We start from the raw sequence: 13,000 nt of genomic DNA on the forward strand, positions 1-13,000 counted from the left end.
CCGGTGGGTCGGTTCCACCATCTTATAAACAGTTGCGTAACGATTTTCAGCCGTTCGTTACTCTCGGCACACGTATGCGTAGTGGCGGACTTCGGGGCTACTCGTTATCAACCCGATAAGGTGTTGATGCGAGCCACAAACTTTGATTTTTGGCACTTTCCCCGCCATTACGTATGACACATTGTTATGGGCTGGCATTGATTAGCTTTTAAATTTTCTTTTATGTATCATTATCGTATAAGTCAATCTTGCTACTTCAAGCAAAAATGTTATTCCGACCAAAATTTTATATCCTACCGAATCGTATTGTAATCCAAATAGCTTTAATAAAAATCCGAATGTCAAAATCATAAATGCAAGTCTCAAAGGAACCTGAATGTAATAAATTATCAGTGATATTTTTCTTCTCAAAATTGATAATATGCCAGAAACGATTAATGAAGTAATCAAAAGAATTTCCAAAATGCTCATAATCGGGAAATGCTCAATATTGTCAAACATATTAATCCCAATCTTGTACGTACGAACAAATGAAAACAAATCTAATAGTCCAAATACAATTAATAAGTTCTTCCTCATATTATAGTTCATAAATATTATCCATACTTAGCTTTCCTGTTTGAAGGTTTATCTTATACTCAACTTTTCTCTTACCTGTCAAAAATGAAAAAATCCTTTTGTTTTTTGCAAACTCATACATAACTGTCACGTTACCATTATTATCAATTTGTTTCACTTTTGCAACGTTATCCCAGTTTGCTTTTTGAGCATTAATATTCTGCTCTTTCCAAAGTCCATTTTGTTGGATTGTTTCAGATGAAATTTCATATTTAAGCCAAGTATTATTGCTGTCACTAATAAATATAAAATCTTTATCACGGTCACCACTTGTTTTAAAAACAAACCATTTCCCAATTCTGATTAGTTGCTCGTTTTCTGTTGGTTGTTGTCCATAAAAACTGCCTTTACCAATCTTGCTAATACTATCATTTTTGTCTTTATATGAATATTCAATATCATAGTTGAAGGAATTAAAGTCATTGTAATGATGTATGTCTCGAATTAATATTCCTCCGATATCTTGCCCGATTGTATCTTGATAATTTTCATCTGTGAATATCTCATCTGTAGAATTACAGCTTATCAATCCAAAAAGTAAAAAAGTCAATATGCAATTTAAGATTCTCATGTTATGCTGTTTTTTTTTGCTTGCCCATAACGGTCTGTATATGGTGTCGTGGCTGACGATAGGAAGCCATGCACTATATACCTTGTTGTGCGGTCGTACTTTTTTTCGGTCGTCTGTCAGCGTTGGCAAAGACATACTCTTTTGCAATTTTTGATTGCAGCGTTGGCTTGTGCGAATTGCAAATGTGTATGGCTTTAAGCGTTGGCATTATTTCGTTTTAATCTCCAATATCAAATCAAATACATTTTTGAAGTGTTTGAATTCATGGTCTGGAAATCCATTACAGTCTTGTTCCAAAAGTCTTTTTACTTGATTTTTCGTAACTATTGAATCCAATCCCTTGAATGAACTTAAAACGTATTGATTCAATAAGTTTTTACTAAAGTAATCCTCAACATTAAAATTCAGTCCGCCTCTATACCATTGGCGAGTTGGATAAATTGAAATCCATATTTCACCTTTTTTACGGTATTTATTGAAATTACCATTGTTATAAGCATTGGCATTTGTGCGATTGAATATTTTATTGACAGCACCCCAACCTGATTGGTCGCTATCGAAAAATGCAATTATATGTTGACCTACCTTTGGTGTAAACTTTTCAGTTAACAATTTAACTCCTTCAGCTCCACCACAAGGCAAATATTCAAACTCAAGGTTGGCGTACCTTGGTTCAGAAATTTTCAATACTTCCAAAGCTTTTTTTAGGAAAACTTCATCTGTCTTTCCTTCTACTAGTAGAATATCATTTTGAGAATTCAGAAAAATATTTTGCTCTTGATAACTCCAAATACCTTTGGTCAACTCATAAACAATTTTCTGCTTTTCCATAGCTTCAACCTGTGCATCATTATTTGCTTTTTTAGAAAGCATTGTAATGTGTTTCAAATCGAAATTATGGGTAAGAGTAGGCGAGTGAGTTGTAATTACATTCTCTCTGTTTGAATAAGCTTTTAGTAGCTTTTCAATCTGTCCTTTGTTGGAAAGATGAATATGACTGTCTGGTTCGTCAAGAAGTATCAAAGATTTTTCGTCTCCAATTACTTCCAAAATCAACATAATAAGCAGAAGCTTCTTTTCGCCTTCGCTAAGACTTTCAGCTTTTAATCCTGTATTGTAGTCGATTTCAATTTTGGTGATTACTTTATCTTCTTTTGGCATAAATGCCGCAGCAAGATATTTGAACAAGTCTATTTCATTAATAAAATTGAGTTTTTGCTTAAACTCCTCTAAAGTCATTTGAACCGAAGCATCCTTGTTCGGATTCAAAGTATTCACCATATTGGTTACAGGGTTATTTGACCAAGTTGCTAAAGTTGGAATACTAAAATCAAATTTGATGTAATTTATCGTCTGAATGCCTAAAGTGTCTTGGCAAAACTTTCTTATGTCTTCAAATGCCTCAAAATCATAGAAATGAAGGGTTAAGAGAGCAATGTTCCAATAATATTTATTGATATAAATTAGCTCTGAATCAGGAATTGATGCACCCTTTAATGCTTTTGTATACTCATCATAAAACGGTTTATAATAAGTTTCCCATAGCCTGCTTTCTTCACCGCTGTATGAGCTTATCAGCTGGTTTGGTAAATGTTCAGGTCTTAAACCTGCAATTGCACCATTGACTTTTGTTTCATAACTACCATTCTCAAATTTTACTTCAATCCTGTAAGTGTCTTTAGTGTATGAAAACTCATAGTTGAAACTTGGATTGTATTTATTATCATACAAGCCTGCAAAAACACTACTTATGGCTTCTAAAATATTACTTTTTCCACTTCCATTATTGCCAATCAAAACGGTAATGCCTTCTTTATTTGAAAAATCGATTTCAAAATTTTCCAAATTCTTAAAACGTGTGTTGATTTTTAGTTTTTCAAGCCTCATAACTAATCAAAAATGTTTTGTTCAAATTGATTAAGAGACTGAAGTAGTTTATTCGTGCTCTCGGTTTTCAAAAAGGAAATTTTGCTTTTTTCAGATTGATAATGTTTAATTATTTGTTGTTGTATCGCTATTGGTGGCACTACGACTTTGTAATTTTTAATCATTTCAGCATTCAAATTAGGCTGGTTGTTTCCACTAGCTAATTCCCTCATTCTGTGATACTCATTAATCAAATAAACCCACAGATAATCTGTTAAAATGACTTCATTTCTAATTTCGTGCAGAACGGCACAAGCCTGATTGGTTGATGCATCAACACCTAATTTTGCAGTTCTACCTCTAGTTTGACCTTGCCCATACATAGCAATTATCAAGCTCCCTTTTGGATAAATTCGTGCACTACTATTTAGTATTGCTTCTTCTGTTATTTTCTCTTCGGTGTCGAAAATATAGTCATTAACTACCTCGCCTGTTTTTATCCAAGGAATTTCTCCTTTGTAATATTCTTCTTGTTTACGACTAGGAGTTCCACCACTACTTACATTGCATAATGAAGAAAGTTTTGAAACTGGAAATTTTCGCGTATAAGAAACAGACGTCAGATTTTGGGCATCTACTCCCCACTTTTCAAGTGACTTAAATTGTATTATTTGAAAAAGCTTACCGTCTGATAGTGGGTTGTCGTTAATTTCTATCCCTATTAATTCATTGAGTGAATCTTCAAGTTTATTCAATATCGAATTTGCACTCTCTAGGTCTTCCCTTGCTTTTTCATCTTTAACATAGTATTCATCGAGCATTTTTTGTTGAACATCAATTGGCGGTAATGGTATATCCAATGATTTTAAAATATCAATGGTTAGGTTTTGCCTTACCGAGCCTGTGGTGCTGGCATTGATAACTTTGTTAAAGCGTTCTGTTTTAAACAATTTGAAAAGAAAGTCAGGCAACAGAGTTTCTTTGCAACTAAACACAACATAAGCAGGGCTAATGTATTCGTTTTCGTGTTCTTCGGTCCGCAGTCCAATACTTCCAACATTTACACGATATGGATTGTAAGCCAACCAACCTTGTTCCATCGTTTTGTAGGATTGGTTGATGTTTGCTCCCTTTTCTTTGTAAGCATCAAAAATTCCTATTTTGTTGCTTACACCCAAAATGCCGAATTCTTCATCAGGATAGTCAGCCAATTTTACTTTGTGGCTTTCTTCTTGAATGTGCATTCCCAATTTTACAATGGGATATTTTGATTGAATTTTCTCAAACGAATAGCGTTTTACATCCCATAACACAACATCACTGAATGGGATTGTTTTAAACCATTCCATTGAGTTATTGATTGATTTTTGCATACTTCGTATAAAATGTTTCAGGTTCTCCAAACGCAACTACTCGTTGAAATTTTTCATCATACTCATCATATTGAACGCTCGTATAACGTTCATTCCAAAGTTGTTTTTCAATTCGGTATTTGGTGAACTCTTTTGCTACTGGTTCTAATTCATTTTCAATTTTTGCACCTGTGGTGCTAATTCCTGCCTTTTCAACTTCAACAATTGGGATTTCATAATCAAAATTGGTTTTCACTTCCAATTTTATTTCATCTTCCATTTGTTGCTGTACTTGCTTTAGTTTGTCTCGCAGTTCTTTCTTCTCGTCTTTGTCAAGACCTCTTGCTTTTATTTTTTCCTGCAAGTCTGCAATTTCCTTACTGTATTTATTTTTGGCGTTCGTTTTGGCTGTTTTAAGAATAGAAGCATATTGTTTTGCTTCTTCTTCTGTAAACTTCTTAAAGAATAACAAACTTGGTTTTACTGTCGCACCCGAAGCAATGAAAACATCTTGCGGAATAGAAGTAATGTTGATGATTTTTGCCTTGCCTTCTACATAATCTCGTACTTTTTGAAGTTTAGTGTTGTTTAAAACTCCTTCAGGTAAAACAATACCCATTCTCCCTCCTGGTTTAAGCAAGTCAAGACAACGCTCAATAAAAAGCACTTCTGTTAAACTACTCATTTTGCCTGTGTCGAATAAACCTAAAACAGGCTTTCCAATGTTGTCATTGATTTGTTTTAGAGCTTTTACATAATCCTCTTTGTAGCGTTCCGTATATTTTGCAATTCGTTCAACATCTGTGTATTTGTCTTGCTCGGTAATTTTTAAAGATTTTTCAACTCTTGCTCCAAAAGGCGGATTGGTTAAAATAATATCGAAACGACCGTCAAAAATTCCATTTACATTTAATAGTCCATCGTGATGATGAACACCACCGTGTCCGTCACCATGCATAATCATATTCATTTTTGCGGTTCGTGCCATTCTTGGATTGGCATCTGTCCCAAAAATGCAATCATAGGAAAGTCGTCTTAAACGGCTTTCAGGATTTAAAATGTCAAGTTCAGAATTGAGTAGTGTAAATTGGTCGTTTACTTTTTGGTCAATTTTCTCTTGCTCTTTTTTTGAAGCATTGTAATACTCGTCTGTATAGTATTTTAGTTTTACTTGCTCTTTGGCTTCTTTGATTTCATTTTCAATTTTGCTTCTTACATACTCAAAAGCTTTAATCAAAAACCCACCACTACCACAACAGGGATCGCAAACAGTTTCTCCTTCTTGTGGATCTAGAATTTCAACGATATAATCAACTACAGTACGTGGTGTAAAAAATTGGCCTAACTCGCCTCTGAAAGTTTTACCAAGGAATTTTTCAAAGGCAATTCCTTTTACGTCATCAGAAGTTGTTGAAAGGTTATAGATCTCTAACGCTTTTACGATTGCCTCAAAACTTCCTTGTTTGATTTTTATCTTTTCGTTTGAGTCGAAAAGGTCATCATCCTTAAATTCATCTTTGGTTAATTCAAACCAATAATCCATATACGGAATGTCGTCTTTTGGTCCATTTCGTTTAACGTTGATTGGTCGTATGTTTTTCTCGTATTGCGATTCTTGTTTTTTGAATTGTTTAAGTGAAAAAATATTGTCTTCATCTGGATTCCGCTCGTAGCGGATTTTCATAAAAAGAATCTTACTTGTTTCGTCAAATGCAGCTTCCGGTGAAAGTTTATCGTTGTTTCTGATTATGTTGTGGCATCTAAAAAGTAGGTTACTGAACTCGTCTCTGGTAAATGCTTTGGTTTGAGTTAATAAGTCTTTTACTTTTTTCTCACTCTGCAAATCTTGATTGGTAGGAATATCAAGAATTTCATCTTCCAAATCTTTTGGATAGCCGTCAAGGTTTACTTTAAAAACTTTGGTGTGCTTTAAATTGGTTGTTACAAAAAATGGTGACTTTACGTAACGAGCATAATGCGAACCTTGAAAGTAATCGCCTTCAACTATATCAATGTTATCAGCTTTACACTCGACTACAATTGAAGGTGCTTTTTTCTCAACTTCTTCTTTGCTTTTCCAAACAACAATATCGGCACTGGCTCTGCCCGTGCCTCTTTTGTTGCCTTCGGCAACAGTAACCTCTTGTTGCATTTGGTCAAGTGAGTATCCGTAATGATTTACAAGTCGGCAGATGTAAGTCTGCCTAACTTTTTCTTCTGGTGTAAGCACTAACCATTTGTCCTTTAATGGGGCAAATATTTTATTGTCTTCTATTTTTAGTTCTAATTTCATCCGTTTAATCTTTTTGAGTTGAGTAAATCAGTTCTTTTACATCAATGTTCAGCAGTTCACTTATTTGTATCAAAGTTTCCAAAGAAGGCTGAACCTCATTTGTGCACCATCTTGAAACAGTCGTTTCGTTTTTGTCGAGTTTCTCGGCAAGCCATTTATTGGTCCTTCCATGTTCTACTAAAACTACTTTCAGCCTGTTAATTGCTTTTTTATTCATATTAATTAGCGTCAGATGCAAATATATAAACTTTTAATGAAATTTCGTCTTATTCAGCGGTGGGGTAGGGCAAGCTCTTTTGGTTTTTAAGCGTTGGGTTTTAGCGTTGGCAAAAACCAAATGTGCTTGACCGTGCGTTGGCTTTTTTTGTATGCCGCACAACGGTTTGTGTATGGTGCGTATCCCGCAGGGTATGCACTATACACCGTGTTATGCTCTTTTTTTATAAATCAATTTCTGTCACAATGGATTTTATTCCATTTGCTTTCTGCATTAAGAAAAACATATCCCCATCATGAAATCCCCATATTGATAGAAAGTCATTTTTCGTTTCTAATTTGTCTAATGCACCTTTCAAGACAACTCCGCTATAGGCAAGGAATACAATGTACTCAGAGAAACTGGTCTCTTCATTTGTCCATTTTTCAGAGTTCGTAAAAGTGTCAGAGACTTCAAACAACCCTTTAATTAAATGTGATTCTCCATAATCTTCACATTCATATGCCCAATCATCAGAAAAATCATTTGGATTACAGGATGTAGAAAGTCCGATTTCAACATTTGTTCCATTCCCTTCGTCCATATTTAAGGTGTCGAGTCCAAGATATATGCCTTTTGAATCTGGAAATTCATTCAAGGAGTTCTGGAGCCAGTTTGTCGCTTCTTCAATATCTCTTTCAATATTTAGCTTTTCATATTCCTTCCATATTTCAGAGGGTAAGTTCTTATTGGCATGACCTATTATTTTTTGGAAAGCAATTCTTGAATCAGATTCAGTTCTTAGAATCTGCATGGTTTCATCTATCGGCAAAAGTTCAAAATTCATGTTCTTTTTAATTGAGCATAACAATTGTATATAAACAAGTCTCCCTCAGGAGTTATGTATATATCTATTATACCCCTCTAAACTAACTAAATGCTTCTAAACAAAAAAGCCTTTTAGCGCTTTTAAACTGGGGTTTTATTAAATTTAATTGGTTTTGAGCTAAGCGTTTGCTAAACGTTTACAAACGTTTGTAAACGGATAACAACAGAAAGGCATGAATATTTAAGGCAAGATTTACAGCCATTAGATAATTTTAATTTGAAATCTCCAACCTGCTTATTTTAAGCCATTTTACTCTCCACTCAAAAAGCCTCTGGTAATCCATGATCAGGTTCTAATTAAAAAAATCCGGCTAAAACCCTGTATAACCCATCATTTTACCAAAATGCTTTACTTCACCCCTTCTCCCTTGTCAGTTTTTGGTCAAATGGATCAATTAAAACTTAAAAAATACTGCCAAAAAGGCGGAAATTTCCGGCTAAAACCTAATAATTTCCACCTAAAAGGTGGAAGCTTGAATAAAAAAGCTGAAATCATCGAGCTCGAAAGTACCCCTCCCCACTTCTGAACCTGGAAAATTTGACCTTATCCAATGACTTTTTCTGAAATTTTGTCCTATTTTCCGATTTACACCTCGTTTCTTGTCAGTTTTTGGTCGAATTTTTCAGGTTTGAGGTGAAAAATATAAGTTCTGAACCGGAAAATTCCGTAAAATATATTCAAGCTTGTCAGTTTTAAGTACCCCCTCCCTGTTTTAAGGGGAGTAATTGAGGTTATAAACCCCGGTGGGTAGGTTTGGAAGTACGCTGCCCCGGTTCGGAAGTACCCTTGTTTGGCCCCTACAGCTTCGACAAGCTCAGCCTCCGGGAGTGGATTCCTACGACTTCGACAGGCTCAGCCTCCAGTTTGGACCTACAATGCAGAAAGTTTTCGAATTCATTCAAATTGATTAACGAAATCTGCTCAATAGGAATGGGCTTTAACCCATTTATAAAAGCCATAACCATTCACCCGGCTTTACCCAAAATTTGAAGAAGAGATGGTTGCCGGAAAAATAAGCCATCAACCTAGATTTAGCGCCTAATTAATCTTTTTATTCTTGAAAGGTGAAGATTGGGCTAAAGCCCCGAGATATAATATTACATTCTAATCCCCCAGTTGAAGCAGGGGCTATAGATAATCAGAAATCAATTCGATTTAAAATTGGATGCTCCACTCCGCTGGCTTCGACAGGCTCAGCCTCCGGTAAGGATATCTGCGGCTTCGGCAAGCTCAGCCTCCGGGAGGGGATTTCTACGGCTTCGACAGGCTTAGCCTCCGGGAGAGGGTAGCTATGGCTGAAGGTTTTGAAAAATTGGTGGACTATAAGGTCCACCGGGTTTCCCCAAAAGCGCCTAAATAAAACCAAGCAATCCTTCCAGCTTCATGCCCCTACTGCCTTTGATTAGAATCTGATAATCTTCCAATTTGGAGTCTTGGAGCCAGTTCCTTAGAGAAAAAGGATCGGGAAAATATAGGGCTTTGGGAGCCTTAGACAAGGCATATTGGGTATCCTTTCCTGTAAAGCAGATTTTATCCAAGCTCATTTGATTCACCAACTCCCCCACTTTCTCATGTTCAGCCTTGCTGTATTCCCCCAACTCATACATATCTCCGAGAATCACCATCTTACGCTTGCGCTTATCCAACTTATCGAAAGCCTTTAAGGCGGCTTCCATGCTGGAAGGATTGGCATTATAAGCATCCAGCAAAATCAGATTGCTCCTTTTTTCAATAACCTGAGACCGCATATTCTCCGGAATATAGGTAGCAATGGCGTTGGCAGCTTCCTTTAAAGGCACTTTAAAATACCTGGCCACACACAGGGCTGCAGCAATATTATCAAAATTATAATGCCCTATTAGATTGGACACATAGCTTGTCTCATCAGGTGGCAAGCTAAAGGAGACATTAGGTGAGGCACCTAGGAATTCTACTTGACAAAAATCAGCTTTACCTGGAAACAGTACAGGGTTTTTGAATCTCTTGATCATATTGGTAAAGATCTCCTGCCCCGAATTGATAAATACCTGCCCCCCTGTTTCCCGCAAATATTGAAATAGCTCAGTCTTGGTTTTTAACACCCCTTCTATTCCTCCCATGCCCTCCAAATGTGCCCTGCCTATATTGGTGATCAATCCATGACTTGGCAAAGCTATCCGACACAATTCATCAATATCTCCCTGCTTGCTGGCCCCCATTTCTATTATGGCAATCTCAGTTTCCAACTTCAAGCCTAATAGCGTCAATGGCACCCCTATATGGTTGTTGAGATTACCTTGAGTGGCCTGCACTTGGTATTTACATGAAAGCGCCCTCATCAATAATTCCTTGGTGGTGGTCTTGCCATTGGAACCTGTAAGCCCTATGACAGGTAGGGACAATTGTTTCCTGTGGTGCCTGGCCAATTGCTGCAAAGCCACCAGAACATCTTCTACTAAAAAATATCCTTCGTTCTCCACTACTTCCGGATCATCAACAACTACAGCTTTGGCACCTGATGCCAAGGCCTTTTTCGCATACTGGTTACCATCAAAAGAGGGGCCTTTTAAGGCAAAAAACAAGTCTCCATCTGCAATGGTCCGCGTATCCGTAGATACACGTTCTGAAGTAAGAAAAAGGGAGTATAATTGCGCTATTTTGTCCATAGTGGTTTTATGGTTTTCTTTGATCAAACTTATGACAAGTAATCTAAATGCTGAAATTAGTGACAAAAGTAATGCATCTGTTTTCAATTATGGCCGTTAAAGATGAAAAATACCTTTCTAAATGAATCGCAAAAATTTAATTTTACCAATACAGGAGATTTGAAGCCAATTCATTATTTTCACTTATGTTGACAAAAACAGTTCGCTTACTTATTCTACTTACCTTCTTTTCAAATATTGTAAAGGCCCAATACAACTTTGCTTTCGAAACAAATTTGGAGGTGTTGGACGAAAATGGTGAGGTCCTACCCATGGCTTTTACAGGAGGTATAAATGCAGCACAACTCCAGCAATTTGACAGCAACAACAATGGTGAAGAGGAACTGGTAATTTGGGACATCAATTCAGGGAACATAAAGGTTTTTGAAAAAAATGGTACTGCCTACCGCTTTCTCCCGGGGGGAAGTTATTTGTTTCCGGAAGATGTCAATGCATTTCTGCTCTTGGTGGATTTCGATGGGGATGGTAAAAAAGATTTGTTTACCGGCTCCCCATTTGGCATCAAGGCCTACAAAAACATTAGCCCTGAGAACAGTACCTTACCTGTATGGGAAGTAGCCCAAAACTTTTTGCGCCTGGAAAATGGATCTAACCTCACGGCAAATATCTTGGATATCCCGCTAATTGAAGACATAGATCAGGATGGAGATTTGGACGTACTTACTTTTAATTTTGCCTCAGGGGATTTTTTAGAGTACTACCAGAATACCAGTATGGAACGCAAGGGTAGCCCTGACATTGACCAGTTCGAAGCTTCCCAAAACCATTGGGGAAACTTTGAATTTTGTGATTGTGGAGACATTAGTTTTGGTTTTACTTGCAGTGGAAGCCCCATCAGCAACGCCCGGCTGGATGCAGAAAAATTAAAAACCCTTCATTCCGGTGGACACTCCCTACTATACAAAGATCTTAATCAGGATGGAATCAAAGACCTCCTTATGGGAAGAGATGAATGCAACAGCCTGTATTTCTTGGCCAATGAGGGGACAGATATCGCTCCGGTTTTCAATTCTATCAGTACAAGCATCCCCCAATTTGGTCAATTGCCTCAATTCCCTATTTTCCTTGCCGGCTATGTTTTGGAAGAGGACTTGATTGTTTCTTCTCATTCTTCTGCCACTTCTTACAATTATAATATAGACTTTGCGAAAGCACTTTACCGTATCCCAACAGGACCTAATACCAGCCCTGAACTGTTTTTAAAACCGGATATGCTGGACTTTGGAGAAAATTCTCGACCCTTTTATATTGGGAATAAATCCAATGGTGAACTCTTCATCGCAGCCAATACCAAGGTAGGAGACGATGTACAAGGAAGAATATTCGCTTATGAAATAACAGCAAATAAAGCCCTACTCACATCCAGTGATTATCTCAATATAAGTGAGCTCGAATTGACAGAACCCAATTACCAAAGGTACACTTCCAAAGACAATCAATCTTTCCACATCATTGCAGGGGACATATATGAAGAAAATATTCCTTATAAAAAAATTTACGTGGCGCCTGTTGCCAGCCCTGAAGCACGCAATGAATTGGTATTTCCATCACTTGTTTTGCGAGGTTTGGATCAGGTTCACCTTTTTCACGACCAAACGAACGACTACCTACTTTTGGCAAGACAAACCGGTGAGTTACTGCTCTATTCTTTAGACATTGACAATGGATTTGAGCTGGAGTTATTGGAAAATGATTTTTTGGGGTTTATTGACAATCCTGTAGCTAGAAATCTATCCGTTGCCGTAAAATCAGGTGCTTCCCCTTTATTAATGGCCATTAACCAACAGGGTATCTTGTATGCCATTGAGGATTTTCTTCAGGAAGGCGAGAGCGTTCAAGTAGCTATTCATTTGTATGACCAAATATTTGATACCACACGGTTTGGCAAAAACACCTCCCTTACATTTGTCCCGGAATTATTGGGAGAAGGTTTTGATTTGATCCTTGGAAATAGGGCCGGTGGTTTGGAATACCTGAGCCAATTGGATGATGGGGGTTCCGAGCCCGGGGCTACCACGGAAATCCTATTGTTTCCTAATCCTACCAATGGACAAGCGTTTAAGTTAGTCATAAATAGGGACGCAAAGCTAAACCTATACAGTACTTCGGGAAAACTTATTTATAAGGGCATCTCCCTGCTAAAAAATCAGGAGAACGTGCTAAACACCCATGGTTTACCTCCGGGCTTGTACCTTATTGAAGTAATCAATGATGCCAATGAAAGGCATTATAGGAAGTTAATTGTTAGTCCTTAGATTCTGCCCGTAAAAATCCCTCCCTACTTTTCCCGAGACATGCTCTGCTCTCTTATCAAGGGGGAGTCGCGGCAAAAGGTGTTTTATTGCTGGTTTGGTAACATTGTTACGGGCTGAGTAAATGGAATATCAGGTTCGTACACCTCAGTCCTGGACACTACCGAACTCCCCCTTTAAACCTTAGATTTAAGACATGAAAGATTTGGAAAAAATATTCATGAAAAAGTAGTAAATTATTTTGGTTAAGAAGGAAGC

At 37.1% G+C, this 13,000-nt stretch carries 8 protein-coding genes; 1 reads left to right on the forward strand and 7 read right to left on the reverse strand.

Annotation, left to right across the window (positions count from 1 at the left end):
* Positions 1–580: 580 nt before the first annotated feature.
* The 7 genes from Q4534_RS23630 to murF all read right to left on the reverse strand — a co-directional run bounded on the left by Q4534_RS23630 (position 581) and on the right by murF (position 10,430).
* Positions 581–1,189 carry a hypothetical protein gene (locus tag Q4534_RS23630; protein WP_303615630.1) on the reverse strand — a complete coding sequence of 203 codons (609 nt, stop codon included), beginning with the start codon at positions 1,187–1,189 and terminating at the stop codon, positions 581–583.
* A 207-nt stretch (positions 1,190–1,396) separates the two neighbouring features.
* Positions 1,397–3,076, reverse strand: a complete 1,680-nt coding sequence (locus Q4534_RS23635; RefSeq protein ID WP_303615631.1) for an ATP-dependent endonuclease — start codon at positions 3,074–3,076, stop codon at positions 1,397–1,399.
* A gap of 2 nt (positions 3,077–3,078) precedes the next feature.
* The gene (locus Q4534_RS23640; RefSeq protein ID WP_303615632.1) at positions 3,079–4,404 is read right to left on the reverse strand and encodes a restriction endonuclease subunit S; all 1,326 of its coding nucleotides are present in this window, start codon (positions 4,402–4,404) and stop codon (positions 3,079–3,081) included.
* A 4-nt stretch (positions 4,405–4,408) separates the two neighbouring features.
* On the reverse strand, positions 4,409–6,700 hold the full coding sequence (locus Q4534_RS23645; RefSeq protein WP_303615633.1) for an N-6 DNA methylase: 2,292 nt from the start codon (positions 6,698–6,700) through the stop codon (positions 4,409–4,411).
* A 4-nt stretch (positions 6,701–6,704) separates the two neighbouring features.
* The gene (locus Q4534_RS23650; protein ID WP_303615634.1) at positions 6,705–6,917 is read right to left on the reverse strand and encodes a helix-turn-helix transcriptional regulator; all 213 of its coding nucleotides are present in this window, start codon (positions 6,915–6,917) and stop codon (positions 6,705–6,707) included.
* 223 nt (positions 6,918–7,140) lie between these two features.
* Complete coding sequence (locus Q4534_RS23655) at positions 7,141–7,743, reverse strand: hypothetical protein (RefSeq protein WP_303615635.1); 603 nt, start codon at positions 7,741–7,743, stop codon at positions 7,141–7,143.
* A 1,394-nt stretch (positions 7,744–9,137) separates the two neighbouring features.
* The gene (murF, locus tag Q4534_RS23660; RefSeq protein ID WP_303615636.1) at positions 9,138–10,430 is read right to left on the reverse strand and encodes a UDP-N-acetylmuramoyl-tripeptide--D-alanyl-D-alanine ligase; all 1,293 of its coding nucleotides are present in this window, start codon (positions 10,428–10,430) and stop codon (positions 9,138–9,140) included.
* A 185-nt stretch (positions 10,431–10,615) separates the two neighbouring features.
* Here murF and Q4534_RS23665 point away from each other — a divergent pair, with 185 nt between their 5' ends.
* A complete protein-coding gene (locus tag Q4534_RS23665; RefSeq protein WP_303615637.1) occupies positions 10,616–12,745 on the forward strand; it encodes a T9SS type A sorting domain-containing protein in 2,130 nt (709 codons plus the stop codon).
* The last annotated feature ends 255 nt before the right edge of the window (positions 12,746–13,000 follow it).

Source organism: Cyclobacterium sp. 1_MG-2023, assembly GCF_030546805.1.
GTDB lineage: Bacteria > Bacteroidota > Bacteroidia > Cytophagales > Cyclobacteriaceae > Cyclobacterium.

Bases quoted from the DNA above. Each gene is read 5' to 3' on its own strand.
- Q4534_RS23630 (WP_303615630.1), bottom strand. From the start codon at position 1,189: ATGAGAATCTTAAATTGCATATTGACTTTTTTACTTTTTGGATTGATA.
- Q4534_RS23640 (WP_303615632.1), bottom strand. From the start codon at position 4,404: ATGGAATGGTTTAAAACAATCCCATTCAGTGATGTTGTGTTATGGGAT.
- Q4534_RS23645 (WP_303615633.1), bottom strand. From the start codon at position 6,700: ATGAAATTAGAACTAAAAATAGAAGACAATAAAATATTTGCCCCATTA.
- murF (WP_303615636.1), bottom strand. From the start codon at position 10,430: ATGGACAAAATAGCGCAATTATACTCCCTTTTTCTTACTTCAGAACGT.
- Q4534_RS23655 (WP_303615635.1), bottom strand. From the start codon at position 7,743: ATGAATTTTGAACTTTTGCCGATAGATGAAACCATGCAGATTCTAAGA.
- Q4534_RS23635 (WP_303615631.1), bottom strand. From the start codon at position 3,076: ATGAGGCTTGAAAAACTAAAAATCAACACACGTTTTAAGAATTTGGAA.
- Q4534_RS23650 (WP_303615634.1), bottom strand. From the start codon at position 6,917: ATGAATAAAAAAGCAATTAACAGGCTGAAAGTAGTTTTAGTAGAACAT.
- Q4534_RS23665 (WP_303615637.1), top strand. From the start codon at position 10,616: ATGTTGACAAAAACAGTTCGCTTACTTATTCTACTTACCTTCTTTTCA.